Genomic DNA, 25,533 nt, shown 5'->3' on the forward strand with positions numbered 1-25,533 from the left:
CGCGTCAGGACTTCTTGCTGCGCGCGAAGGCGCGGGCACGCTCGGTCTGGTCCAGGATCACCTTGCGGATGCGCACGACCTCGGGCGTGACCTCGACGCACTCGTCCTCGCGGGCGAACTCGAGGGACTCCTCGAGCGTGAGGTGGCGCGGCGGGGTGAGGTTCTCGAACGTGTCGCTGCTCGCAGCGCGCATGTTCGTGAGCTTCTTCTCCTTGGTGATGTTGACGTCCATGTCCTCGTTGCGCGAGTTCTCGCCGACGATCATGCCCTCGTAGACCTCCTGCGTGGGGTCGACGAAGAACGACCCGCGCTCCTGCAGGTTGATCATCGCGAACGGCGTCACGACGCCCGAGCGGTCCGCGACGAGCGAGCCGTTGACGCGGGTCTCGATGTTGCCGACCCACGGCTCGTAGCCCTCGGCGATGGACGACGCGATGCCGGTGCCGCGCGTGTCGGTGAGGAAGCGCGTGCGGAACCCGATGAGCCCGCGCGCCGGGACCATGAACTCCATGCGGACCCAGCCGGTGCCGTGGTTCGACATCGTCTCCATGCGGCCCTTGCGCTGCGCGAGGAGCTGCGTGACCGAGCCGAGGTACTCCTCGGGGACGTCGATCGTCATGCGCTCCATCGGCTCGTGGACCTTGCCGTCGATCTTGCGCGTGACGACCTGCGGCTTGCCGACCGTGAGCTCGAAGCCCTCGCGGCGCATCTGCTCGACGAGGATCGCGAGCGCGAGCTCGCCGCGGCCCTGGACCTCCCAGGCGTCGGGACGCTCGGTCGGCAGGACGCGCAGCGACACGTTGCCGATGAGCTCCTTGTCGAGGCGGTCCTTGACCTGGCGGGCCGTCACCTTGTGGCCCTTGCCGCCCTTGCCGGCGAGCGGCGAGGTGTTGATCCCGATCGTCATCGAGATCGCGGGGTCGTCGACGGTGATCATCGGCAGCGGACGGGGGTCGTCCGGGTCCGTCAGCGTCTCGCCGATCGTGATGTCCTCGATGCCGGCGACGGCGACGATGTCCCCGGGGCCCGCCGACTCGGTGGGCACGCGCGTGAGCGCCTTGGTCTCGAGGAGCTCGGTGATCCGAACGTTCTGCAGCGTGCCGTCGGCGCGGGCCCACGCGACGGTCTGGCCCTTGCGGATGGTGCCGTTGAAGAGGCGCAGCAGCGCGAGGCGGCCGAGGAACGGCGACGCGTCGAGGTTCGTGACGTGCGCCTGCAGCGGGGCGGTCTCGTCGTACGTCGGCGCGGGGATCTTCTCGATGATCGTCTGGAACAGCGGCTCGAGGTTCTCCGAGTCCGGCAGGCTGCCGTCGGCGGGCTGCGTGAGCGACGCGCGCCCCGCCTTGGCCGCCGCGTAGACGACCGGGACGTCGAGGATCGCGTCGAGGTCGAGGTCCGGGACGTCCTCGTGCAGGTCGCTCGCGAGACCGAGCAGCAGGTCGGTCGACTCGTGCACGACCTCTTCGATGCGCGAGTCGGGGCGGTCGACCTTGTTGACCAGGAGGATCACGGGGAGCTTGGCCTCGAGCGCCTTGCGGAGCACGAAGCGGGTCTGCGGGAGCGGGCCCTCGCTCGCGTCGACGAGCAGGACGACGCCGTCCACCATCGACAGGCCGCGCTCCACCTCGCCGCCGAAGTCGGCGTGACCCGGGGTGTCGATGACGTTGATCGTGATGCCGTCGGGCGCACCCGCCGCGGCCGCCGCGGGACCGGTGTACCGGATCGCGGTGTTCTTCGCGAGGATCGTGATCCCCTTCTCGCGCTCCAGGTCCCCCGAGTCCATCGCGCGCTCGTCGACGTGGGCGTGGTCCCCGAAGGACCCGGACTGCCACAGCATCGCGTCGACGAGGGTCGTCTTCCCGTGGTCGACGTGGGCGACGATCGCGACGTTGCGCAGGTCGGCGCGCACGCTGGTGCCGGCGGGCACAGACATAGGAGTACTCATCTCAGGGTGGTGGGAGCGCGCCGCGTCGTGGGGCGCCGATCGATTCTACCGGCACCCGCGGCGCGGGGCCTACGCGGACGGCGGTCGGCACCCGTCCGGACGGCGGCGACCCCCGCCCCGGAGAGCCGGGACGGGGGTCGCGGCTCGGGTGGCGCGGGGGTCGTCGCGGGTCAGAGCCCGCTGCGGCCGACGCTGCGCGTGTTCGTCTCCGCCCCGAACGCGTCCTCGGTCCGCTGGACGCCCGAGCGGTCCGCCCCGGGGGCGCGGACCCCCGCGGCGACGAGCTCCTCCTCGAGCAGGCGGTCGCGCGCCTCGCGGCGGACCCGCTGCTCGGCGGGGTCCGGCACAGGGACGGCCGCGAGCAGCCGGCGCGTGTAGTCCTGTTGCGGCGCGCGCAGGATCTGGTCACGTGCTCCGACCTCGACGAGCCGGCCCTTGTGCATGACCGCGATGCGGCTCGACAGGATCTCCACGACCGCGAGGTCGTGGCTGATGAACAGGCACGCGAAGCCGTACTCGCGCTGCAGCTCCTGGAACAGCTCGAGCACGCGCGCCTGGACGGACACGTCGAGGGCGGACGTCGGCTCGTCGGCGATGAGCAGCTTCGGGCTCAGCGCGAGCGCGCGCGCGATGCCGACGCGCTGGCGCTGGCCGCCCGAGAGCTCGTGCGGGTAGCGGTTGCGCATCGCCCGCGGCAGGTGCACCTGGTCGAGGAGCTCCTCGACCTTCGCGTTGAGCTGCGCACCCGCGGCGACCTTGTGCAGCCGGAGCGGCTCGCCGATGGACTCGCCGATCGGCAGACGCGGGTTGAGGGACGAGCCCGGGTCCTGGAAGACGATCGAGACGTCCTGGCGCGCGGCCCGCAGCGCCTTGGGCTCGACGCCCTTGAGCTCGAGGCCGTTGACCTTGAGCGAGCCGCCCGCCACCGGGAGCAGGCCCACCGCGGCGCGGCCGACCGTCGTCTTCCCCGAGCCGGACTCCCCCACGAGGCCGACGACCTCGCCGCGCCCGATGGTCAGGTCGACGCCGTCGATCGCCCGGAACGCGGGCACACGACCGCGCGAGGGGTACTCGAGCACGAGGTCGCGCGCCTCGAGCGCCGGGACCGCGTCCTTGGTGAGGTCCGGCGCGGTGCGCGGGACGGCGGACGTGTCCGACACACCCACGACGGCCGCACCACCCGGCGTCGCGGCGCCGAGGTGCGGCACGGCGTCGAGGAGCTGGCGGGTGTACGGGTGCTGCGGGCGGTTGAAGATCTCCTCGACCGGGCCCGACTCGACGACGCGGCCGTTCTTCATCACGAGCACGCGGTCGGCGAGGTCCGCGACGACGCCCATGTCGTGCGTGATGAGGATGATCCCGGAGTCGATCCGCGTGCGCAGGTCGCGCATGAGCTTGAGGATCTCGGCCTGGACCGTCACGTCGAGCGCCGTCGTCGGCTCGTCGGCGATGAGCAGCTTGGGCGAGCACGCGAGCGCCTGGGCGATCATCGCGCGCTGGCGCTGGCCGCCGGAGAGCTGGTGCGGGTACTTGTCGAGCGACGCGACCGGGTCGGGCAGGTCGACGAGCGTGAGCAGCTCGACGGCACGCGCGCGCGCCGCCTTGGGACCCACGTCGAAGTGCACGCGGATGGTCTCCATGATCTGGAAGCCCACCGTGTACACGGGGTTCAGCGCGGTCATCGGCTCCTGGAAGATCACGGAGACGTCGTTGCCGCGGACCTTGCTCAGCTGGGAGTGCTTGAGCCCGATGAGCTCACGTCCGGCGAGCTTGGCGCTGCCGGTCGCGCGGCCGTTCGGCGGGAGCAGCCCGATGAGCGACATCGACGACTGCGTCTTGCCCGAGCCGGACTCGCCGACGATCGCGAGGACCTCGCCCGAGCGCACCTCGTAGCTGACGTCGACCGCGGCCGGGAACCACTCGTCCTCGACGAAGAACTCGACGCCGAGGTCGCGGACCTCGAGGATCGGGGCCTTCGCGGCGGCGCTGGGGGGTGTCTGTGTGGTCACGGTCTGACCGAACCTTTCCGTGGACGATCTGCGAGCATGGCCGCATGGATCCGGCCGACGACGTGGAGCTGCGGCCGGGCTTCGGCCGGGTGCTGACGTACGGGACGTGGCTGGTGTGCGCCGCGACCGTCGTGACGACGGCGCTCGACGTCCCCGCCGAGGGCCTGCGCGTCGCCGCGCCGGCGGCCCTCGTGTCCCTCGTGGTGTGGGCGCTGTTCGGGCGCCCCGCGGTGCTCGTGACCCCGGCCGGCGTCGAGCTCCGCAACGTGCTGCGCACGGTCGAGCTCCCGTGGCCGACGATCCAGCTCGTCGACACCCGGTACGCCCTGACGCTGCGCACCGCGTACGGGACCTACGCCGCCTGGGCGGCACCGGCCCCGAGCCGCTCGACCGCGCTGCGCGCCGGGCCCGGGGACCTCGCCCAGGTGCCCGGCTCCGCACGCGGTGCCGGCGGGGCGGTGCGCCCCGGCGACCTGCCGAGCACCCCGTCGGGCGAGGCGGCCCTCGTGGTGCGCCGGCGCTGGGAGGATCTCCGGGATGCCGGCCACCTCGACGACCCCCGCCTCGAGCGGGAGCGACCGCGCGTGCGCTGGCACGTGCGCACGCTCGCGGCGGTCACGGTGCTGAGCGCCCTGACCTGGGTCGCGCTCTCGGCGTGAGCGCAAGTCAGGCCTTCGCCATCTTGCGCTTGCTCGGGATGCGGCGCTGACGCGGGTCGAAGGCGTCGCGCAGGCCGTCACCGATGAAGTTGATGCACAGCGCGATCGACACGATGAACAGACCGGGCCACCAGAACAGCCAGGGACGCGTCGCGAACGCGCTCTGGTACTCGCTGATGAGGTTGCCGAGCGAGACGTCGGGCGGGTTGATCCCGAAGTTCAGGTAGCTGAGCGCGGTCTCGAGCAGGATCGCCGAGGCCATGACGAGCGTCGCGTTGACGATGATCACGCCGACCGCGTTCGGCAGGATGTGCCGGAACATGATGCGGCCGTTGCTCGCGCCCGCGACGCGCGCCGCGTCGACGAACTCGCGCTCGCGCAGCGCGAGGAACTCCCCGCGCACGAGCCGCGCCATCGATGTCCACGTGACGAGCGAGAGCGCGAGGGCCAGGCCGATCGCGCTGCTGCCGCCGACGAGCCGGCCGAGGATCGCGCCGATCATGATGACCGGGATCGTGATGATCATGTCGGTGAACCGCATGAGCAGGTTGTCGAGGCGGCCGCGGAAGAACCCGGCGGCCGCGCCGACGGCGATGCCGATCGTGGTGCTCAGGAGCCCGACGATGAACATGACGAGCAGCGACGTCTGGGTCCCGCGCATGACGCGGGCGAAGCCGTCGCGGCCGATGTTGTCCTGGCCGAACGGGTGGTCCCCGATGTGGAAGCCGCCCTGGAACCCCATCGTCGGCGCGCCGCCCGCGTTCGTGATCGGCGGCAGGTCGCTCGTCGACCACTTCCACCAGCCCGGGACGGGTCCCCAGCCGATCGACGTCGTCGCGAGCAGGATGATGAAGAGCAGGACCGCGGCCGAGGTCATGGCCCCGCGGTGGCGCAGGAAGCGGCGCAGGACGATGCGCCCCTGCGAGAGGCCCTCGACCTCCTTGAGCTCGATCGCGTTCTCGACGTTCTCGACCGGGTCGTGGTGCCCGGTGTCGGGCTCGAGCGCGTGAGGAGGCGGCGTGGTCATGCGTTCACCCGGATCCTGGGGTCGAGGGCGGCGTAGACGAAGTCGACGACGATGTTGGCGAGGACGAGCAGCGAGCCCGCGACGATGAAGTAGCCCATCACGGGGTTAGCGTCCGAGGCCCGGAGCGCGGTCAGGAACATCGTCCCCATGCCGCTCCAGGCGAAGATGCGCTCGGTGATGATCGCGCCGCCGAACAGCGCGGCGATGTCGAGCGGGACCACCGTCGCGAGCGGGATGAGCGCGTTGCGGAACGCGTGCCGCACGATGACGACCCGCTCCGGCAGGCCCTTGGCGCGCGCGGTGCGGATGTAGTCCTGGTTCATGACCTCGAGCAGGCTCGAGCGCGAGTAGCGCGTGTAGGCCGCGAACGAGATGAGGATGAGCGCGATCGTCGGCAGCAGCAGGTGCGTGAACGTGTCGAGCGTCGAGACCCAGTAGTCGCCCTTGAGGCCGGGCGTCTGCGAGCCGATCGTCGCGATCGGGCGGTTGTTGATGCGGCTGGAGTTCGAGTAGACCTGCCAGGCGCCCATCACGCGGTCCACGAACAGGAGCGCGCCGACGCCGATGCCGGTGATCGCGGCCGCGCGCATCGACAGCGCACGGTCGGGCCCGCCGAACAGCCAGCCGACGAGCAGCCCGGCCGCGACGGTGAGCACCGCGAGGCCGAGGATCAGCGGCGTGCTGGCCCCGGCGAACACGTACTGCAGCGGGACGTAGAGCACGACGCCGAGCACGACCATCGTCAGCGCCGAGAACAGCGCGCGACGGTTGCGGGTCCCGGCGGTCACGACGCTCACGCCGTACGCGATCGCCGCGCCGAGCACGCCGATCACGACCGGGCCGAGCGAGGGGTCGAGCAGCCAGGCGCTCGAGGACAGGTACGCCATCGCGGCGCCCGTCGCGAGCGCGGCCGACGCGAACGTGATCGTGCGGCGGCGCGCGTCACCGGCGACGAGCGCGCTCCACACGGCGCCGCTCACGAGCGAGGCCCCGATGATGACCGGGACCGAGAACGTGGGGTCGCGCAGGAAGTCGTTGAAGCCGATCGCGCCCCAGGTCTTGAGGAGCACGGCGACCCAGAAGGACGGCAGCGAGTACAGGACGAACGACATCAGCGTGACGCCGTAGTCGAACCCGGTGTACTGGCGCAGCGCGCTCGAGATGCCGACGACCACGCCGAGGCCGATCGCGAGCACGGTCGAGGCGAGGACGAGCTGGAGGGTCGACGGCAGCGCCGTGGAGAGCATGGCCGTGACGGGCTGGTTCGTGATCCAGCTGGTGCCGAGGTCGCACACGCCGACGACGCAGCCGCTCGCGCCGCGCAGCCACAGCAGGTACCGGATCGCCGGCGGGGTGTCGAGGTTGAGCGCCCGGACGCGCGCCTCGATGAGCGCCTCCTTGTTCGGGGAGGTGCTCGTGCGCAGGTCCTCGAGCGGGTCGATCGAGTACGACAGGAGCATGTACACGATGAACGTCGCGCCGATCAGGACGATGATCGACGAGATCAGGCGCCGTCCGATGAACGCGAGCATCGGTGCCCCCGCATGGAGCCGGGTGACGACTCCAGACGCCCGGGGTGGGGGCGCCGCGGACTCGATCTCGGCACGGCTCGTCACTGTGGTGGCCATGGAATTCGATCCTCGCAGTTATGTCTGGTGAACTTCGCGATTCTACGCGTGGCCGGTGCGGGCTGCGCAGCGCTCGGACGACGGCGTCCGAGCACCCTCGCGCGCCTGCAGGCGCCGGGCGTGCGGCGGGGGCACCGAGGCCGTGGCCTCGGCACCCCCGCCGTCGGACGTCGTGCTGGTCGACTCAGAGGACCGGTCAGGCCTCCGAGGAGACCTCCCACTCCCAGAAGTTCCAGAAGATGGTCGGGGACAGCGGGATCGTCGAGACACCCTGGAGCACGTCACGCGAGGCGACGACACCCGGGAACTGGAAGATCGTGACGCCGAACGCGGCCTCGTTGAGCTTCGTCTCGATCTGGGCGACCAGGTCGGCCTCGGCGTCGGGGTCCGTGTTGGCCCGCAGCTCCTCCCACAGCGCGTCGACCTCGGGGTCGGAGTAGCCGTAGAAGTTGTTCTGGCCACCCGTGATGAAGTTCGCCTCGGAGTTCAGGGCGAACGTGTTGGTCGACTGCCAGCCGAACAGCGCCGCGTCGTAGCCGGTGCGGTCGGTGTCGAGGCGGTCGCCCCAGTCGGTGCTGCTCGCGTTGATCACGTTGAAGCCGGCCTGGGCGGCGGAGGCCGCGATCAGCTGGAACTCGTTCTCGCGGCGGACGTTGCCCTGACCGAACATGAGACGCACGTCGACCGCGGGGACGCCGACCTCGGCGAGGAGCGCCTTGGCACCCTCGATGTCGACCTCGGCCCACAGCTCGGACTTGTTGTTGGCGACGACCTCGTCGTACGCCTCGGAGCCCGGGACGTAGATGAACGAGTCACGCGTCTCGGCGTCCGGCTGGAGCGGCTTGATGAGCTTCTCGATGATCTCCTGGCGCGGGATCGTCTTGAGGAACGCCTGGCGGACCTTGAGGGCCTTCGTCGCGTCGCCGCCGTAGGTCGCCGGGTCGAACGGGCCACCGTTGGTGACCTGCAGGTCGACGTGCTCGAACGTGCCCTCGGGCGCGCCCTCGACGTTGACGCCCTCGAGCGTGTCGAGCGTCGCGAGGACGTCGACCGAGGACTGCGGGGCGATCAGGTCGAGCTCACCGTTCTGGAGAGCGGTGACCGCGGCGAGCGGGTCCTCGTTGTAGCGGACCGTGACCGAGTCGACCTTGGGGACCGGGCCCCAGTCGTAGTCGTCGCGCAGCTGCAGCGTGAGGTACTCGTTCTCGACGAAGTCCGTGAGGACGTACGGACCGTGAGCCAGGTACTGCAGCTCGTTGTCCGGCATCGACGTGAAGTTGAAGTCCTCGTTCCAGCTCTTCGAGAGCGGGCTCAGGGCCGCCGCGTCGTTGTTCGCGAACGCGTCGATGACGGCCTGCTTGCCCTCCTCGGGGTCCGTGATGTCGAGGCCGAGGGCCGCGACGGCGTGGGCCGCGACGGGAGGCATGTAGAACGAGACCTCCCAGTCGGAGCGGGGCTCGCTGTACGTGATGGTCAGCGAACGGCCGTCGTCGCCGATCTCCGGCGTGTCCGTCACGACGTTCATCGCCTCGGAGGTGCTGTTGAAGAACACCCCGGCGTCGACGACGTCCTGGTTGGTGACGTTGCCCTCCTCGTCCGTCTCCGGCGCGACGGAGTCGAACTTGTCGTTCTGGGCGCCCCAGAACAGCATCAGGTCAGCCGCGTCGACGGGCGTGCCGTCCGACCAGGTCACGCCTTCGTTGACCGTGTACTTGACCGTCAGCGGGTCCTCGGTGACGACCTCGTAGGTCCCGAAGTCCTCGTTCTTGGCGATGTTGAGGTCGCCGTCGTAGTACCAGAACCCGTTGCCCGCCGTCATGTAGATGATGTTGGCGTTGGCCGTCGCGTTCCCGGAGGCCGTCAGGTTGTTCTGGGAGTAGAACGGCTGGTTCCACCCGACGTTGACCGAGGTGGTCTCCTCGATCTCGCTCTCGGCCGGGCCCTCGCTGGTGCACGCCGACAGCACCAGGGCGCCTGTGGCCGCTACCGCGACCACGGCGCTCGTTCGCCTGATCTTCACTGTTCCTCCTGAAAAGGTGGCGCACGCCTCGCTGGACGGGGGCGGCTCGACGCGGGCCGGGCCGTCCCGCACGCGGGCCGTGCTGCCGTGGGATGTGGTCACGCTAACCAAGCGACTCGCGACAAACAGGGCGCCGTTGCCCCGGACCCCCGATCGTTACCCGATTGATACTGGCCGGTAGTGTCCACTATACGAGACCAACGCCGCGGAAACATGGGAGAAACGTTCCGGACGCGCGCACGAGACACACGCGGCCGTAGGCCGGACAGCACCGTCCGCCCTGCTCAGTGGCCAGAGCACGGCCCCCAGTGTGGTAGAGAACCCGCGGTTTCGCTCGTCATGACGTCGCGCTCCGCCCCGACGGGACCCCGATCCGCCGCCGCGCCCGCCGTGTCCGTCGGCCCTCGCCGTGCCGGGCGGGCAGGACGTGGCTAGCGTCGCCGCATGACCCCCGTCTCCCGCGCCGTCGACGCGCTCATCGGCCAGTACCAGGTCCGCCTCTCGCCCGGGAAGGGCTGGTCGTGCGCGCACCGCGTCGCGCACGGCGGCGCGTCGTGCTCCGCGGCGGTGCGCGAGCTCGTCCGCGGCCGGGGGGTGGTGCGCGCGCTCCTGCCGACGGCGACCCGGTTCGTCGCGTGCTACCAGGCCGCGCGCCTCCTCATGGCGAGCGACGTGCAGGGCGTGTGCTGCTGCGGCCCGATCCCCATCCCGTTCCGCTTCTGACCTCACGGTTCGGCACGGGGCGGCCGGCGCGCGCTCCGGTGGACAGCCGCCCAGGACCGGAGCAAGGTGAGGAGCGGCGGAAGCAGACCGCCGCGTTGACCCACGACGAGGTGGTGACCGATGGCGCGACTCTCCGACGTCGCGATGTCCCGGCGGCAGGTGCTCGGTCTCGGGGCGCTCGCTGCGGGAGCCGGGTTCGGCCTGAGCGCGTGCGGGTCTCCCGTGCCGCTCGCGAGCTCCGGGCCCCCGCTCGACGGCGAGTACACCGGCCCGCCGGTGCAGCTCGAGTACTGGAACGGGTTCACGGGCGGCGACGGCCCCGCGATGCGGGAGATCGTCGCGCGGTTCAACGACAGCCAGGACCTGATCCGTGTCCGCATGAACGTCGTGCAGTGGGCGCAGTACTACCAGCGCGTCGTCGCCGCGGTGCACGCCGGCAAGGGCCCCGACATCGGGGCCATGCACGTCGAGCAGCTCGCGACCCAGGCCGCGCGGCAGACGATCGCCCCGATCACCGACATCGTCGACGAGCTCGGCGTCAGCGAGGAGGAGTACCCCACCGAGGTGTGGGAGCGTGGGATGTACGCCGGCGAGCGGTACGGCGTCCCCTTCGACGTCCACTCCCTCGCGTCCTACGCGAACCTCGACGTGCTCGAGACGAACGGGGTCCGCGGGCTGCCCGAGGCCCGCCAGGACTTCGAGGCGAGCCTCGCGACCCTCGTCGGCGCCGGGGTGCCGAACCCGTTCTGGGTGCCGAACCGCTGGCCCGCGCACCTCATCTTCCTGTCGTTGCTCTGGCAGTTCGGGGGCGAGCCGTACTCCGAGGACGGCAGCTCCGCGACGTTCGACAGCGAGGCCGGCGTCGAGGCGCTGCAGTGGCTCGTGACCCAGATCCAGACGGGCGTGAGCCCCGAGAACGTCGCCCCCGACTCCCAGTACACCGCCTTCAAGAACGGCGAGGGCGCCTACACGTGGGACGGCATCTGGCAGATCAACGACCTGCTCACCACCGCGCCGGACCTGCGCTGGGGACTCTCGCCCATCCCGACGATCGGTGAGCAGCCGGCCGTGTGGGCGAACTCCCACCAGCTCGTGATGTTCAAGAGCCGCACGCCCGACGACAACCGGCTGCTCGCGACCAAGACGTTCATGCGCTACCTGGTCGAGAACTCCGAGGTCTGGTCGCAGGCCGGGATGGTCCCCGCACGCGCGGCCGCCCGCGAGAGCGAGGAGTTCCTCGCGAGCCCGCAGGCGCCCATCGCCGAGGCGGTGCCGAGCATGCGGTTCCTGCCCTCGGTCGCCGCGATCGGGGAGGTCCAGGCGCAGACGCTCGAGGTCGGGCTCGCGAACGCGATCCTCGGGCGGCAGTCGCCGCAGGAGGCCCTCGCGGGGGCCGCGACGCAGGCGAGCCAGCTCATGCAGTCGAACCTGCGGAAGTTCGAGGGGTGAGGGGGACGTCATGGCCGACATCGCCGTAGGGCGCCGACAGGGCGTCGCCGCACGAGCCACCACGGACACCGCAGCACGCAGCGCGACCGCGAGCACCCACCAGCGGGACAACCGCGACGGGTGGCTCTTCCTCGCGCCGTACCTCGTGCTGTTCACCGTCTTCGTGCTCCTGCCGCTGGGCTGGGGCATCTGGATCAGCCTGCACGACTACGACTACACGCTCCCTGACAAGCCGTTCGTCGGGCTCGACAACTACTCCGGCCTGATCACGGGCGACTCGGCGTTCGCCGCGACGTTCTGGCAGGCGATGCGCGGGACCGGCATCTTCACGCTCGCGTCCGTGCCGCTCCTGCTCGTCCTGCCGCTGCTCGTCGCGCTCATGATGAACCTCAAGTTCAAGGGCCGGAACTTCTTCCGGGCGATCTACTTCGCGCCGTACGTGCTCGGCGTCGCGGTCGTCGCCGTGCTGTGGCGCTACCTGCTCGACACGAACATCGGGCTCGTGAACCAGTACCTCGGGGCTGTCGGGCTCGACTCGACGATCCCGTGGCTCACGCAGCTGCCGTGGGGCTGGGTCTCGCTCGTCGGGGTCACCGTCTGGTGGACCGTCGGGTTCAACGCCGTCATCTACCTCGCGGCGCTCCAGGACATCTCCCCCGAGCTCTACGAGGCCGCGAAGATGGACGGCGCGAGCGCGCTGCAGCGGTTCCGGAACGTCACGCTCCCCGGGCTGCGGCCCGTGCTGCTCTTCGTCACGAGCGTGACGATCATCGCGAGCGTCAACATGTTCGGCCAGAGCTTCCTCATGACGCAGGGCGGCCCGGGCACCGAGACCCGCACCGCGATCTACCAGATCGCCGACACCGGCCTGACGAACTTCAACTCCGGGATGGCGTCGGCGATGTCGATGATCTTCACGGTGTTCCTGGCGATCGTCTCGATCCTCGTGTTCGTGCTGTTCCGCGAGCGCGAGGCCAAGCGCAGCACCACGACGGAGGGGGACGCGTGATGGCCGTCGCAGCAACCACCACCCGGCGGGACCGCCCGGTCCGCCCGGACACCCGAGGCGGCAACGGCGCGACCCGCACGCTGCTCTACGTCGCGCTCGGCGTGCTGAGCCTGCTGTTCATCTCGCCGCTGATCTACATGGTGTCGACGTCGTTCAAGACGACCGCCGACGCCGCCGCGACCACGCCGCAGTGGATCCCCGCCAACCCGACGCTGCAGGCGTACGAGTCGGTGCTCACGACCGAGGGCACGCCGGTGCTGCGCTGGCTGCTCAACAGCCTCGCCTCCGCGACCGCGCAGACGCTGCTCGTGCTGGTCACGGCGTCGATGGCCGCGTACGCGCTGGCCCGGATCGACTTCACGGGCAAGCGCTGGATCTTCGGGCTCATCATCGCGACGCTCTTCGTCCCGCCCGTGATCCTCCTCATCCCGAACTACCTGATCGTCGGGCGGCTCGGCTGGCTCGACACGCTGCTCGCGGTCGTCGTGCCCGGCGCCGCGGGGGCCTTCGGGGTGTTCTTCCTGCGGCAGTTCTTCCTGAGCCTGCCCAAGGAGCTCGAGGAGGCGGCGTTCATCGACGGCGCGACGCGGTGGCGGACCTTCCGGCAGATCATCCTGCCGCTGTCCCGGCCCGCGCTCGTGACGCTCGCGCTCCTGTCGTTCCTCACGAACTGGAACGACTTCCTGTGGCCGGTGTACGTGCTGTTCTCCCCCGAGAACCAGACGCTCCCGGCGGGTCTGTCGACGCTGCAGAACGCGAACGCGGTGCGCTACGACCTGCTCATGGCGGGGGCGGTGATCGCGAGCGTGCCGGTGCTGCTGATCTACATGGCCGCGCAGCGGTACGTCGTCGAGGGCGTCGGGCGCGCCGGGCTCAAGGGATGACGGCGGGCACGACCGGACCTGCCGGGTCGCCCGGCGGGTCCGGGGCGTCGGGGGCGCCCGGGCCGGAGCGGCAGTACACCAACCCCGTGTGGGACGGGTACTTCGCCGACCCGTTCGTGCTGCGCGCGGGCGGCCGGTTCTGGGCGTTCGGGACCGGCGGGGGCGAGCACGCGCAGGAGCTGCTCGGCCTCGTGTCCGACGACCTCGTCACGTGGGAGCCGCACGGTCCCGTGCTCGACCCGGCGACCGTGCCCGACGGGCGCCCGCACCACTGGGCTCCCGAGGTCGTCGCGCACGAGGGCCGCTACCTCCTGTACTACTCGGCGGGGCTCTACGACACCGGGCACCGGATCCGCGTCGCCGTGGCCGACCACCCCGGCGGGCCGTACCGCGACCAGGGCGTCGACCTCACCGGGAGCGAGCCGTTCGCGATCGACCCGCACCCGTTCCGCGACGAGGACGGCACGCTCTACCTCTTCTACTGCGTGGACCGGCTCGAGGGTGAGCGGGTCGGCACGGTGGTCGTCGTCGACCGGCTCGTCAGCCCGACGCAGCTCGCGGGCGAGGCCCGGCCGGTCGTGACGGCGTCGAGCGACTGGCAGCTCTTCCTCGCGGACCGCTCGATGTACGACGCCGTGCACGACTGGTACACGTGCGAGGGCGCCTTCTGCGTCCACCGCGACGGGCGGTACTGGTGCCTGTACTCGGGCGGGAACTGGCAGCAGGAGAGCTACGGCGTCGCGGCGGCGTCGGCCCCGCACCCGCTCGGGCCGTGGACCGAGGAGCCCGGCGAGCTGCCGACCGTCGTGCGGACGACCCCGCCGGCGATCGGGCCGGGGCACGCGAGCGTCGTCACGGACGACGACGGTCAGGACTGGCTCGTCTACCACGCGTGGGACGTCGGCGGCGAGGCCCGGCGGATCTGCCTCGACCCGCTCGACTGGACGGCGTCGGGTCCGGTGTGCCGGGGCCCGAGCGCGGAGCCGCGGCCCGCGCCCGCGGTCCACGTCTCCGGCTGACGCGGCGACGCGCGGACCACTGCGGGTCCGCCGGGGGACCTCAGCGCCCGAAGCCGCCCTCGGTGCTGAGAGTCTGGCCGACCACCCAGCGACCCTCGTCGCTCACGAGCCACGCGATGAGCCGCGCCGGGTCGTCGGGCTCACCCGCCGTGCCGCCGGGGAAGCTCGCGTGCACCCCGGCGATCCCCGGGTCCGACCGGTCGTCGAGGTAGCCGGTGTTCACCGGTCCGGGGTTCACGGTGTTCAGCAGGATGCCGCGCTCGGCGAGGTCGGCGGCGACCGACGCCGTGACGCCCGCGAGCGCGGCCTTGGACGTCGCGTAGGCGATCTCGCCGCTCATGGGCCCGTGCAGCTGCCCGGACGTCATCCAGACGACGCGGCCGCCCGGCCGGCCGTCGTGCTGGGCCGCGAACGCGCGGGTCGCGAGCAGTGTCGCGCGCGCGTTGACGTACCAGTGCGCGTCGAGCATCTCGGCCGTCACGTCCGCGAGCCGGCCGTCTCCCCCGCTGCGCGCGTGGTTGCACACGAGCACGTCGAGGTGACCGAACGCCGCGACACCCGCCGCCACGAGGGCGTCGGACGCGTCGGCCCGCCCCAGGTCGAGCCCCACGTCGACCAGGCGAGCCCCGGGGGCGAGCCGGTCGCGCAGCTCCGTGAGCACCTCGGTGACGTCGTCGCTCCCCCACGGCTGAGCGGCGTCGTGCGCCGCGAAGTGGTGGACGACGAGGTCCGCGCCCATCGACGCGAGGCGCGCGGCGACCGCGAAGCCGATGCCGCGCCGACGGCTCACGCCCGTCACGACGGCCACACGGCCGGACAGGGGCAGGGAGAGGGCCGGCACGTCCGGCAGGTCGGTCACGGGCAGCAACCTACGGACGTCCGGCGATGCGGTCGCGTGCTTTTCCTCGCGCGCGCCGCCTCGCGGGCTCGGCCTCCGGTCACTGCTGCCGGTAGGGCTCCCCGGGGTGCTCGGCCGGAGGCTGCACGGGCGGGGCGTAGCCGGTCGTGGGCTGCTCCGGTGCCGGCGGGTACGCGGCGGGCGGCGGCGCGGCAGGCGGCGGGTATCCGGCGGCCGGCGGCGGTGCGGCGGCCGCCGGGTGCTCCGGCGCGGGCGACGGCGGGGCGGCGGGCTGCGGGGGCGCGGTTGGGGTGCTCGTCCTCGCGCTCTTCCAGCCCTCGACGACGGCGCCACCGAACCCCTTGAGGTCCGATCCGAGCCGGCGTACCGAGGTGCGCACCTGCGGGTCGTTGACGACCCCGTTGGTGCGGGACACGAGCTGCGAGATCGCGTCGGTGAGGGGATTCGTGCTCGCCATGAGTCAACCTCCTGGTCGGGGTGCGACACACCGTACCCCCGCAGGGGCGGCGGTCAGCCGCCGTAGGCGCGCAGCCAGTGCGTGAGCAGGGCCTCGAGCTGGGCGCGCTGCCCGGGCGTCAGCGCCTGCAGGAGCCGGTGCTCGTTCGCCATGTGGTCCTCCATCGCCCGGTCGATCAGCTCCCGGCCGCGGTCCGTGAGGGCGACGACGCGCCCACGGCCGTCGGCCTCGCTCCGGCGCCGCGTCACGAGCCCCGCCGCGACGAGCCGGTCGACCCGCTTCGTCATCGCCCCGGACGTGACCATGGTGTGGTCGGCGAGCTCCCCGGGTGCCCGCTCGTAGGGTGCGCCGGCCCGGCGCAGGGTCGCCAGGACGTCGAAGTCCCCCTCCCCGAGCCCGTGCCGCCGGTAGACGTCGACGAGCTCCTCGGTGAGGAAGCCCGCGAGCCGGTGCAGCCGCCCCAGGACGCCCTGCGGTGTGACGTCGAGGTCCGGCCGCTCACGCGCCCACTCCTGCTGGATCTGCGCGACGCGGTCGGGCGGCAGGGACGCGTCAGGGGGTGGACGGCGGGCCATGCCGTGACTATACCTTCCATGGAAGGTATAGTCCTTTCCATGGAAGGCAGATGGCGGTGGGTCGCCCTGACGGCGGTCGCGCCGGTCCTCTGGGGGGCAAGCTACGTCGTGACGCGTCAGCTGCTGCCCGCCGACCACCCGCTGTGGGGCAGCGTCCTGCGCGCCCTGCCCGCCGGCCTCGTCCTGCTCGCCGTCGCCCGTCGGCTGCCCAGCGGCTCGTGGTGGTGGCGCTCGCTCGTGCTCGGCACGCTCACCATCAGCGCGTTCTTCGTGCTCGTGTACGTCGCCGCCCAGCTGCTGCCGTCGAGCCTCGCCGCGACGCTCATGTCCGCCTCGCCCGCGGTCATGATGCTCCTCGCGTGGCCGCTGCTCGCCCAGCGCCCGCGGTGGCTGTCCGTGGCCGGGGTGACGCTCGGGGTGGCCGGCGTCGGTGCGATGCTGCTGACCGGCGCCTCCGCACCCGACCTCCGCGGTGTCGTCGCCTCGGTCGTCGCGATGCTGATGTCGTCGCTCGGGTTCGTGCTCTCGACGCGCTGGTCCGCGGACGTCCCCGTGCTCCCGCTCACCGCGTGGCAGCTGCTGGGCGGCGCCGTCGTGCTCGTCCCCGTCGCGGCCGTCGTCGAGGGGGCACCGCCGCGGCTCGACGGCACCGAGGTCGCGGCGTTCGCGTTCCTGAGCCTCGTCGCGACCGCCGTCGCCTACGTCTGCTGGTTCTCCGGGCTCGCCCGGCTCGACGCGGGGACGGTGGGGCTCGTCGGGCTCCTCAACCCCGTGACCGGGGCGCTCCTGGGGGTGGTCCTGGCGGCCGAGGTGCTCACCGTGGCCCAGCTCGCCGGCATGGCGCTCGTGCTGGGCGGCATCGGGCTCGGGGCGTCCCGCCGGGCGGCGCGGGGGACGTCGGCAGCCCCGCCCACGCCTCCCGCGCGGGCTGCGGCCGCGGGGCAGGCCGTGCGCGCCGGTCAGGCGATCGAGGCCGAGCACGCGGTGCGCGCCGAGAAGGCCGTGCCCGACGCGCCCGTCGGTGGCCGGTGGCAGGGTGAGGCGCATGAGCACCCCCTCGGACCCCAAGGCGGACCTGCACCAGTACCTGCGCGAGGCACGTGACTCCCTGCTCACCAAGCTCGACGGGCTCTCCGAGTACGACGCCCGCCGTCCGCTGACCCCGACCGGGACCAACCTGCTCGGCCTCCTCAAGCACGCCGCGAGCGTGCAGCTCGACTACCTCGGTGAGACGTTCGGCCGCCCCTCCGGAGAGTCGATCCCCTGGCTCGCCGACGACGCGGAGACCAACGCCGACATGTGGGCGACCGCGCAGGAGTCGCGCGAGGAGATCGTCGCGTTCTACCGGAGGTCAGCGGCGCACGCCGACGCGACCGTCGAGGCGCTGCCGCTCGACGCGGTCGGCCGCGTGCCGTGGTGGCCCGAGGACCGCAACGAGGTCACGCTGCACCGCGTCCTGGTCCACCTGGCGACCGAGCTCAGCCGTCACGCCGGCCACGCCGACATCGTGCGCGAGCTCGTCGACGGCTCGGTCGGCCTCCGCCGGCCGGGCGACAACCTGCCCGACGTCGACGGCGCGTGGTGGTCGGCGTACCGCGAGCGCCTCGAGCGTGCCGCGCGCGAGGCCTCCGGGCACGACGCCTGAGCGGACGGCCGGGCGTCGGTCGGTTGGCCGGTCGGTCGGTCGGCCGGTCGGTCACGATTGGAGAAGCGGTGCCGGCGCCGCGCTCCCTAGGGTCGGGACGACGCCCCAGCCCCGGACGAGGAGACACCCATGAGCACGACGCAGAAGGCCGCCGGCACCGCCCCGGCGACGGACGACGCGGACGCGACGTTCAGCGCCGAGGAGCGCGCCGCGATGAAGGAGCGCGCACGCGAGCTCCGGGCGCAGAGCCGCAAGCGCGGCGCGAAGGTCGACCCCGAGGCCGAGGTGCTCGCGAAGATCGCCGAGATGACGGGCCTCGATCGCACCCTCGCGGAGCGGGTCCACGCCCTCGTGCGCGAGGTCGCGCCCGACCTCACGCCCCGGACCTGGTACGGCATGCCCGGGTACGCCAAGGACGGCAAGGTGCTGTGCTTCTTCACGGCGGCCGAGAAGTTCGAGGGCCGGTACGCGACCCTCGGGTTCAACGACGTCGCCCAGCTCGACGACGGCTCGATGTGGCCGACGGCCTTCGCGCTGACCGGGCTCTCGGACGACGTCGAGGCGCGCATCCGCGAGCTCGTGGCCCGCGCCGCGGCCTGAAGGACGCCGGCGTGCCGGGCACCCGACGCGCAGGCTCGGTCGGCGGCGTCGCGGTGCCCCGGCGCGGCGCGGGCGTGGTACCCGGTACGACCGTGGTGCCCGGCGCGGGGTCAGACGTTGAAGCGGAACTCCACCACGTCGCCGTCGGCCATGACGTAGTCCTTGCCCTCGATGCGCGCCTTGCCCGCCGCGCGTGCGGCGGCGACGGACCCGGCGGCCACGAGGTCGTCGAAGCCGATGACCTCGGCCTTGATGAACCCGCGCTGGAAGTCGGTGTGGATGACGCCCGCGGCCTGCGGCGCCGTCCAGCCGCGGTGGATCGTCCAGGCGCGCGACTCCTTGGGTCCCGCCGTCAGGTAGGTCTGCAGGCCGAGCGTGTGGAAGCCGACGCGCGCGAGCTGGTCGAGGCCCGCCTCCTCCTGGCCGTTCTCGGCGAGCATCTCGCGGGCCTCGTCGGGCTCGAGCTCGACGAGCTCGGACTCGAACTTCGCGTCGAGGAAGATCGCGTCCGCGGGGGCGACGAGCGCGCGGAGCTCGGCCTGCATGGCCTCGTCGGCGAGCCCGGCGTCGTCGGTGTTGAAGACGTAGATGAACGGCTTGGCCGTCATGAGCTGGAGCTGCGCGAGCTGGTCGGGGTCGATGCCCGCCTTCGCGGCGCCCTGGAACAGCGTGTCGCCGGCCTCGAGCACGGCCTGCGCCTGCTGCGCGGCCTGGAGCAGCGCGGCGTCGGCCTTCTTCCCGCGGACCTCCTTCTCGAGCCGCGGCACGGCCTTCTCGAGCGTCTGCAGGTCGGCGAGGATCAGCTCGGTGTTGATCGTCTCGATGTCGTCCTTCGGGGAGACCTTGCCGTCGACGTGCACGACGTCGGGGTCGGCGAACGCCCGAGTGACCTGGCAGATCGCCTCGGCCTCGCGGATGTTCGCGAGGAACTTGTTGCCGAGCCCCTCCCCCTCGCTCGCACCCTTGACGATGCCGGCGATGTCGACGAACGACACGGTCGCGGGCAGGATCCGCTCGCTGCCGAAGATCTCCGCGAGCGTCTGCAGCCGCGGGTCCGGCAGGGGCACGACGCCGACGTTGGGCTCGATCGTCGCGAACGGGTAGTTCGCGGCGAGCACCTGGGCGCGCGTGAGGGCGTTGAAGAGGGTGGACTTGCCGACGTTGGGCAGGCCGACGATGCCGATGGTGAGTGCCACGACGTGCCATCCTACGGGCCAGCCCCGGACGCCGGGTCGCCTGCCCGGACGCCGCAGCGACGCGCCGCTCAGCCGAAGGAGACGAGTCGCTCGAGCAGCTCGGGGGCGCGCCGGTCGTAGACCGTCCCGCCGAGCCGCACCCCGAGCACGAGCACCAGGGCGCCGACGGCGACGCCCACGACGAGCGCGAGCACGCCGAGGAGCGTCGAGCCCGTGATGATCCCGGCCACCGCGAGCCCGAGCGTCGGCAGCCCCAGCAGGAACACCACGCCGGTCCCGACGAGCTGCGCGACCATTCCCGCGCTGGCGCCACCCTGCGCGCTCGAGAACGGGCTCTCCCCCGCCTTCGGCACCTGGTAGACGAGTCGCGACGACACCGCGCTCGCGACGCCGAGCGAGGTCGCGAAGACGCCGAGGGCCGCCCCGAGCACCGGCAGCGCGAGCGACCAGCGCCCGGTGAGCTGGAGCGAGACGAGCGTGAGCACGACGGTCACCGGCACGCCCAGCACCCCGGCAGCCCACGCGCGCCCGGCCCGGTCGACGCGCCCGTCGATCGGTGCCGCGACGTGCGTCCAGAACGGGGTGCCGTCGTAGGCCACGTCCGCCGAGACCGTCCACCCCATGAGGTAGCCGACGAGCGGGCCGAGCGCGAGCATGACCCAGCCGTCGCCCGCGCTGAACCACAGGATCACGGGCAGCAGCGGGACGATCACGACGCCCGCGGCGTAGCGCGCGTCGCGCAGCCAGTAGGTCAGGCAGCGCGCGGCGACCGCGCCCGTCGGCGTCGCCGGGACCCGACCGAAGAACCCCAGCCCGTGCGTGCGGCTGCGCGTGCGACCCTCCTGCGGACCGCGGACGAGTGCGGCGTCGAGCCCGCGCGACCAGGCGAGCAGGAGCACGGCGAGCGTCGCCCCCGCGATGCCGAGCTTCGCGAGCCCGGCCGCCCAGTCCCCCTCGGCGGCGTCCGCCGTCAGCGCCCACGGGGCACCGAACGGCGTCCAGCCGAGGACCCGGACCACGTCGGGCCAGATGTCCTCGCTGCCCGAGAGCCGCTCCTCGAGCACGCTCCCGATCGGCCCGATCAGCATGATCGGCAGGAAGGCCGCGACGGCGGCGACCTCGCGGAACCGGCGCCGGGTCACGAGCGGGGCCAGCACCGTGGTCGTGGTGCGGGAGCCGACCACGCACAGCGCGAGCCCGAGCAGCGCACCGACGACGGCCGGCCCGAGCGCCTGCGGCTGGCGCCACCAGGTCATGACGGTGCCGAGCGCGACGAGCGTCGTCGCCAGCCCCGGGACGCCCACGAGCCCGACCGCGCTCAGGCCGGCGATCATCGTGCGCCGCGGGAGCGGGAGCGTCGCGAACCGTGCCGGGTCGACGGTCGAGTCGACGCCGAACGCGACGAGCGGCACGACCCACCACCCGAAGACCAGCAGGCTGCCGCCGAGGACGAGCGCGAGCCGGACGACCTCGACGTCCTGCGTGCTCAGCGCGGCGAGGCCCACGAGCACCGCGGCCACGACGCCCAGCCCGTACAGCAGCCCGAGCACGAGCCCGACGACCTGCCACGGGCTGCGCCGCAGCCCGTTGCGCAGCAGGGTCAGCTTGAGGCGGACGAGGTGCGCAACCACGCGAGCCCCTCTCCCGTCGAGCGACCGCCGACGAGCTCGACGAACCGGTCCTCGAGGCTCGAGCCGGCGCGGACGTCGTCGATCGTGCCGGCCGCGAGCACCTGGCCACCGGCGATGATCGCCACGTGGTCGCACATGCGCTGCACCAGGTCCATGACGTGCGACGACACGACGACCGTCCCGCCCGAGGCCACGTACCCGGCGAGGATCTCGCGGATGTTCGCCGCCGAGACGGGGTCGACCGCCTCGAACGGCTCGTCGAGCACGAGGACGCGCGGGGCGTGCACGAGGGCGCACGCGAGCGCGACCTTCTTGGTCATGCCCGCGGAGTAGTCGACGACGAGCGTGTCGGCGTCCGCCGACAGGTCGAGCGCCGTGAGCAGGTCACCGACGCGCTGCGCGACGGTCTCGCGGTCCATCCCGCGCAGCAGGCCCGCGTAGGTGATGAGCTGCGCTCCCGAGAGCCGGTCGAACATCTTGACGCCGTCGGGGAGCACCCCGAGCAGGCTCTTGCCCCGCACGGGGTCGGCCCACAGGTCGTTCCCCTGCACGAGGACCTGCCCGAAGTCGGGCCGCAGCAGCCCGGTGGCCATCGACAGCGTCGTCGTCTTCCCGGCGCCGTTGGGCCCGACGAGCCCGTAGAAGGACCCCGCGGGGACCTGGAGGTCGACGCCGGCGACCGCGATCTTCTGGCCGAACCGCTTCCAGAGGCCGCGCACCTCGAGGGCGGCCGGGCGGTCGGGTGCGGGCGCGACGCCGGCCGGGGCCGGGGCCGTGTGGGCCGCGGCTGCGGGGGCGTCGGTGGGCGTGTCGTCGGAGGGGGTGTCGTCGGGCACGGGCGGCATCGCGTCAGGATAGTCCGGCCGTCTGACGTGGGGGGACGTTCGAGCGGACGTCCGGGGACGTCCGGGCGAACAGGGTGCGGGTCGCGGCTGACGTGTCGGTGCGCTCTGGCAGGGTGACGGCCATGGACCTCCTGCTCCCCCTCGCCGCGCTCCTCGTCGGGTGCCTCGTGGGCTGGCTCGCCTCGGCCGCGCGCTCCGCGCGACGCCTGCGCGCCGCCGAGGTCGACGCGGTGCGCGCCCGGGCCCGGCTCGAGGCCGAGGCCGCGGCGCACGCGGAGCGGCTCGAGTCGCTCGCGGCCGACCACGCCCGCCAGGCCGAGCAGTTCCGGGCGCTCGCGGCGGACGCGCTAGCGAACAACAACGAGCACTTCCTCGCGCTCGCCGACCAGCGCCTCGCGGCGAGCCACCAGACCCAGGCGGGCGAGCTGGCCCAGCGCGAGCAGGCGGTCCGGGCGCTCGTCGAGCCGCTGAGCCGCACGCTCGACGCGGTGCGCTCCGAGCTGACGACCGCCGAGCGGGCGCGCGTCGAGGGTCACGCGTCGCTGCGGGAGCAGGTCCGCGCGATGCGCGAGCAGTCCGAGCTGCTGCGCGCCGAGACCGCGCAGCTCGTCACCGCGCTGCGCTCGTCCCAGGTGCGGGGGCGCTGGGGCGAGATCCAGCTGCGCCGCGTCGTCGAGTCCGCCGGGATGCTCGCGCACGTCGACTTCGTCGAGCAGGCGCAGGTGCGCACCGACGACGGGCTCCTGCGCCCCGACATGGTCGTGCGGCTCGCGGGCGGCAAGCAGGTCGTCGTGGACGCCAAGGTCGCGTTCCTCGGCTTCCTCGACGCCTCCACGACGACCGACGACGCCGTGCGGGCGGACCGGCTCGCGGCGCACGCACGCCACGTGCGCGCCCACGTCGACGACCTCGCCGCGAAGCGGTACTGGGACCAGTTCGCGCCCGCGCCCGAGTTCGTCGTGATGTTCGTGCCCGCCGAGTCGTTCCTGCACGCGGCGCTCGACGAGGACCCGACCATCGTCGAGTACGCGTTCGAGCGCAACGTGGTGATCGCGACGCCCATGACCCTGCTCGCGCTGCTGCGGACCATCGCGTACGCGTGGCGGCAGGACGCGCTCGCGTCGAACGCGCAGGCGGTGCTGAGCCTGGGCAAGGAGCTGCACGGCCGGCTCGCGACGCTCGGGTCGCACCTCGCCCGCCTCGGCCGCGCGATCGACGCCGCGGCCGGCGCGTACAACCAGACGGTGTCCTCGCTGGAGACGCGCGTCCTGGTGAGCGCACGGAGGTTCTCCGACCTGCACGTCGTCGACGCGGACCTCGAGACCCCGCCGGCCTCCAACCCGCGGCTGTCGGCCGTGAGCGCCCCCGAGCTCGTGGCGTTCGCGAGCGAGCACGCCGTCGCGCTCGACGACCTGGGCGGGGGCGGTCACGCGGCGTCCAACGCGTGAGCACCCGGGCGCCTGCGTGCGATCCGCCGAGAAGATGTCAGGATGACCGAAATGACGGATCATGACACGGCGGACCACGACATCCCGGTCGGCGAGGACGCCCCGGTCGGTTCGGGAAGCGCGCGTGCGGGCGTCGTCAGCATCTTCCTGACGACCGTGCCCCCGGAACAGCTCGACGAGTACCGCCTGCTGCCCCTCGACGACGACGGCGACCGCAGCCCCTTCCGGCTCGAGGTGGACGCGGGGCTGGTCTCCGTGGACCCCGAGCTGCTCGAGGTCGACGCGTTCGTCGAACCCGCCGACGACCCGGTCGCGGAGCTCACCGGGTACTCCGCCGGAGCCTCCTTCGCGGACGCGGCCGCCGTCGACCTCGCGCGGCTGCGCGCGGACGAGCACACCGGGCTCGTGCTCGTCTACGACCACGACGCCCGCCGGGGCGCGGGGACGCCCGAGGGCTCGGCGCTGACCCTCGTCGGGGTCTACGCGTACGACTGGCGCCTCTGACCCGACGCGGCGCCGCTCGGCGGCCGGTCCGGCGCGGTGCCGGTCGGCGGCCGGTCCGGCGCGGTGCCGCCGGACGTCAGATCGGCTGGACGCTGAGCTCGCGCCGGGCGCCGCGGCCCGGGTTGCCGCCGCTCTTCTTGAGCGTCGTCCGCAGCTCCTTGGGCAGCGAGAACATCAGGTCCTCGGTCGCCGTCCGGACCTCCTCGACGTCGCCGAAGCCGTGCGCCGCGAGCGCGTCCAGCACGTCGCGCACCAGGATCTCCGGGACCGACGCCCCCGAGGTCACACCGACGGTCGTCACGCCCTCGAGCCACGCGGGGTCGATCTCCGCGGCCTTGTCGATCCGGTAGGACGAGCGGGCGCCCGCGTCGAGCGCGACCTCGACGAGCCGCACCGAGTTCGACGAGTTCGCCGAGCCGACCGTGAGCACGAGGTCGCACTCCGGGGCGAGCTTCTTGACCGCGACCTGGCGGTTCTGCGTCGCGTAGCAGATGTCGTCGCTCGGCGGGTCCTGCAGCGTCGGGAAGCGCTCGCGCAGGCGGCGGACCGTCTCCATCGTCTCGTCGACCGAGAGCGTGGTCTGCGAGATCCACACGACCTTGTCGGGGTCGCGCACCGTCACCGAGTCCACGTCGTCGGGCGAGTTGACGACCTGGATGTGGTCCGGGGCCTCGCCGTACGTGCCCTCGACCTCCTCGTGGCCGTCGTGGCCGATGAGGAGGATGTCGTAGTCGTCCGACGCGAAGCGGACGGCCTCCTTGTGCACCTTCGTCACGAGCGGGCACGTCGCGTCGATCGTCTCGAGCGAGCGCGCGGCGGCCGCGGCGTGCACCGCGGGCGAGACCCCGTGGGCGGAGAAGACGACGCGCGCCCCGACCGGGACCTCGTCGGTCTCGTCGACGAAGATCGCGCCGCGCGCGGCGAGCGTCTCGACGACGTGCTTGTTGTGGACGATCTCCTTGCGGACGTACACCGGGGCGCCGTAGTGGTCGAGCGCCTTCTCGACGGCGACGACCGCCCGGTCCACGCCGGCGCAGTACCCGCGGGGCGCGGCGAGCAGGACCCGCTTGCGCGCGGGGGTCGCGGTATCGAGGTTCACGTCCCCAGTCTAGGCAACGGGTCGCGCCCGCGGACCAGCGCCCGTGCGTGGGGTGGGTCACCCCTCGGGCGGGAATGCGCAGGTCCTGCGCGGATCACGTGGGGGGCCGTCTCGCGGGCGGTCCGCGACGGGCGCGTCGGGGCCCGGCGTCGAGCGGCCGGGGGCCGCGGGCCGTGTCCGCGGGTCGTGGCAGGGTGTGCGCGTGAGGTCGACGGGTGGGGCGCAGGACAGCGGACGCACGGGCGGAGCCGTGCCCTCGGGCGGTGCGGAGCCGGGGTCCGGAGCTGCGGCGGCGCGCCTGC

General features: G+C 72.6%; 23 protein-coding genes. 11 read left to right on the forward strand and 12 right to left on the reverse strand.

Annotation, left to right across the window (positions count from 1 at the left end; translation table 11 throughout):
* Window positions 1–4: 4 nt before the first annotated feature.
* Together typA and NXY84_RS15680 are read right to left on the reverse strand one after the other, a co-directional pair.
* Window positions 5–1,933 carry a translational GTPase TypA gene (gene typA / locus NXY84_RS15675; protein ID WP_183296708.1) on the reverse strand — a complete coding sequence of 643 codons (1,929 nt, stop codon included), beginning with the start codon at window positions 1,931–1,933 and terminating at the stop codon, window positions 5–7.
* Window positions 1,934–2,115: 182 nt separating this feature from the next.
* The gene (locus tag NXY84_RS15680; protein WP_258723982.1) at window positions 2,116–3,954 is read right to left on the reverse strand and encodes an ABC transporter ATP-binding protein; all 1,839 of its coding nucleotides are present in this window, start codon (window positions 3,952–3,954) and stop codon (window positions 2,116–2,118) included.
* A gap of 44 nt (window positions 3,955–3,998) precedes the next feature.
* Between NXY84_RS15680 and NXY84_RS15685 the strand changes: the two genes are divergently transcribed.
* Window positions 3,999–4,613, forward strand: a complete 615-nt coding sequence (locus NXY84_RS15685) for a PH domain-containing protein (protein WP_258723983.1) — start codon at window positions 3,999–4,001, stop codon at window positions 4,611–4,613.
* Window positions 4,614–4,620: 7 nt separating this feature from the next.
* On the opposite strand, the gene NXY84_RS15690 is transcribed toward NXY84_RS15685, so the two are convergent.
* The 3 genes from NXY84_RS15690 to NXY84_RS15700 all read right to left on the reverse strand — a co-directional run bounded on the left by NXY84_RS15690 (window position 4,621) and on the right by NXY84_RS15700 (window position 9,288).
* A complete protein-coding gene (locus NXY84_RS15690; RefSeq protein WP_258723984.1) occupies window positions 4,621–5,640 on the reverse strand; it encodes an ABC transporter permease in 1,020 nt (339 codons plus the stop codon).
* A complete protein-coding gene (locus tag NXY84_RS15695) occupies window positions 5,637–7,172 on the reverse strand; it encodes an ABC transporter permease (RefSeq protein WP_258723985.1) in 1,536 nt (511 codons plus the stop codon). Before NXY84_RS15695 ends, NXY84_RS15690 begins: the two co-directional genes overlap by 4 nt.
* A 292-nt stretch (window positions 7,173–7,464) precedes the next feature.
* Window positions 7,465–9,288 (reverse strand): ABC transporter family substrate-binding protein, encoded by a 1,824-nt coding sequence (locus NXY84_RS15700; protein WP_258723986.1) that lies wholly within the window; start codon window positions 9,286–9,288, stop codon window positions 7,465–7,467.
* 444 nt (window positions 9,289–9,732) lie between these two features.
* On the opposite strand from NXY84_RS15700, the gene yidD reads away from it, so the two are divergent.
* The 5 genes from yidD (at window position 9,733) to NXY84_RS15725 (ending at window position 14,372) form a co-directional block, all read left to right on the forward strand.
* Window positions 9,733–10,011, forward strand: a complete 279-nt coding sequence (gene yidD / locus NXY84_RS15705; RefSeq protein WP_258723987.1) for a membrane protein insertion efficiency factor YidD — start codon at window positions 9,733–9,735, stop codon at window positions 10,009–10,011.
* A gap of 120 nt (window positions 10,012–10,131) precedes the next feature.
* The gene (locus tag NXY84_RS15710; RefSeq protein ID WP_258723988.1) at window positions 10,132–11,460 is read left to right on the forward strand and encodes an ABC transporter substrate-binding protein; all 1,329 of its coding nucleotides are present in this window, start codon (window positions 10,132–10,134) and stop codon (window positions 11,458–11,460) included.
* A gap of 10 nt (window positions 11,461–11,470) precedes the next feature.
* Entirely contained in the window at window positions 11,471–12,469 is a 999-nt protein-coding gene (locus NXY84_RS15715; protein ID WP_258723989.1) for a carbohydrate ABC transporter permease, read from the forward strand.
* Complete coding sequence (locus tag NXY84_RS15720) at window positions 12,469–13,353, forward strand: carbohydrate ABC transporter permease (protein ID WP_258723990.1); 885 nt, start codon at window positions 12,469–12,471, stop codon at window positions 13,351–13,353. The genes NXY84_RS15715 and NXY84_RS15720 overlap by 1 nt, the downstream gene beginning before the upstream one ends.
* Window positions 13,350–14,372: a glycoside hydrolase family 43 protein gene (locus NXY84_RS15725; RefSeq protein ID WP_258723991.1), complete on the forward strand. Its 1,023-nt coding sequence runs from the start codon at window positions 13,350–13,352 to the stop codon at window positions 14,370–14,372. The genes NXY84_RS15720 and NXY84_RS15725 overlap by 4 nt, the downstream gene beginning before the upstream one ends.
* 40 nt (window positions 14,373–14,412) lie before the next feature.
* Here NXY84_RS15725 and NXY84_RS15730 read toward each other — a convergent pair whose 3' ends face one another.
* From NXY84_RS15730 to NXY84_RS15740, 3 genes are all read right to left on the reverse strand, one after another.
* Window positions 14,413–15,231 carry an SDR family oxidoreductase gene (locus NXY84_RS15730; RefSeq protein ID WP_258723992.1) on the reverse strand — a complete coding sequence of 273 codons (819 nt, stop codon included), beginning with the start codon at window positions 15,229–15,231 and terminating at the stop codon, window positions 14,413–14,415.
* A 79-nt stretch (window positions 15,232–15,310) separates the two neighbouring features.
* On the reverse strand, window positions 15,311–15,688 hold the full coding sequence (locus tag NXY84_RS15735; RefSeq protein WP_258723993.1) for a hypothetical protein: 378 nt from the start codon (window positions 15,686–15,688) through the stop codon (window positions 15,311–15,313).
* Between the two features lie 53 nt (window positions 15,689–15,741).
* On the reverse strand, window positions 15,742–16,263 hold the full coding sequence (locus NXY84_RS15740; RefSeq protein WP_258723994.1) for a MarR family winged helix-turn-helix transcriptional regulator: 522 nt from the start codon (window positions 16,261–16,263) through the stop codon (window positions 15,742–15,744).
* Between the two features lie 39 nt (window positions 16,264–16,302).
* Here NXY84_RS15740 and NXY84_RS15745 point away from each other — a divergent pair, with 39 nt between their 5' ends.
* The 3 genes from NXY84_RS15745 to NXY84_RS15755 all read left to right on the forward strand — a co-directional run bounded on the left by NXY84_RS15745 (window position 16,303) and on the right by NXY84_RS15755 (window position 18,508).
* On the forward strand, window positions 16,303–17,367 hold the full coding sequence (locus NXY84_RS15745; protein WP_258723995.1) for a DMT family transporter: 1,065 nt from the start codon (window positions 16,303–16,305) through the stop codon (window positions 17,365–17,367).
* Window positions 17,309–17,908 (forward strand): DinB family protein, encoded by a 600-nt coding sequence (locus tag NXY84_RS15750; RefSeq protein WP_258723996.1) that lies wholly within the window; start codon window positions 17,309–17,311, stop codon window positions 17,906–17,908. The genes NXY84_RS15745 and NXY84_RS15750 overlap by 59 nt, the downstream gene beginning before the upstream one ends.
* Window positions 17,909–18,037: 129 nt before the next feature.
* Window positions 18,038–18,508, forward strand: a complete 471-nt coding sequence (locus NXY84_RS15755; RefSeq protein ID WP_258723997.1) for an iron chaperone — start codon at window positions 18,038–18,040, stop codon at window positions 18,506–18,508.
* Between the two features lie 110 nt (window positions 18,509–18,618).
* Here the strand turns inward: NXY84_RS15755 and ychF are convergent, their stop codons facing one another.
* The 3 genes from ychF to NXY84_RS15770 all read right to left on the reverse strand — a co-directional run bounded on the left by ychF (window position 18,619) and on the right by NXY84_RS15770 (window position 22,180).
* Window positions 18,619–19,704 (reverse strand): redox-regulated ATPase YchF, encoded by a 1,086-nt coding sequence (gene ychF / locus NXY84_RS15760; RefSeq protein ID WP_258723998.1) that lies wholly within the window; start codon window positions 19,702–19,704, stop codon window positions 18,619–18,621.
* A gap of 68 nt (window positions 19,705–19,772) precedes the next feature.
* Window positions 19,773–21,335 (reverse strand): hypothetical protein, encoded by a 1,563-nt coding sequence (locus tag NXY84_RS15765; protein ID WP_258723999.1) that lies wholly within the window; start codon window positions 21,333–21,335, stop codon window positions 19,773–19,775.
* The gene (locus NXY84_RS15770; protein ID WP_258724000.1) at window positions 21,305–22,180 is read right to left on the reverse strand and encodes an ABC transporter ATP-binding protein; all 876 of its coding nucleotides are present in this window, start codon (window positions 22,178–22,180) and stop codon (window positions 21,305–21,307) included. Before NXY84_RS15770 ends, NXY84_RS15765 begins: the two co-directional genes overlap by 31 nt.
* A gap of 122 nt (window positions 22,181–22,302) precedes the next feature.
* Between NXY84_RS15770 and NXY84_RS15775 the strand changes: the two genes are divergently transcribed.
* Together NXY84_RS15775 and NXY84_RS15780 are read left to right on the forward strand one after the other, a co-directional pair.
* On the forward strand, window positions 22,303–23,628 hold the full coding sequence (locus NXY84_RS15775; RefSeq protein WP_258724001.1) for a DNA recombination protein RmuC: 1,326 nt from the start codon (window positions 22,303–22,305) through the stop codon (window positions 23,626–23,628).
* A 42-nt stretch (window positions 23,629–23,670) separates the two neighbouring features.
* Window positions 23,671–24,132 (forward strand): immunity 22 family protein, encoded by a 462-nt coding sequence (locus NXY84_RS15780; RefSeq protein ID WP_258724002.1) that lies wholly within the window; start codon window positions 23,671–23,673, stop codon window positions 24,130–24,132.
* A 76-nt stretch (window positions 24,133–24,208) separates the two neighbouring features.
* On the opposite strand, the gene NXY84_RS15785 is transcribed toward NXY84_RS15780, so the two are convergent.
* Window positions 24,209–25,231, reverse strand: coding sequence for a 4-hydroxy-3-methylbut-2-enyl diphosphate reductase (locus NXY84_RS15785; RefSeq protein WP_258724003.1), 1,023 nt, complete (start codon window positions 25,229–25,231; stop codon window positions 24,209–24,211).
* Window positions 25,232–25,533 lie beyond the last annotated feature (302 nt).

The sequence above is a fragment of the Cellulomonas sp. NS3 genome (assembly GCF_024757985.1).
In the GTDB taxonomy this organism is placed as follows: Bacteria; Actinomycetota; Actinomycetes; order Actinomycetales; family Cellulomonadaceae; genus Cellulomonas_A.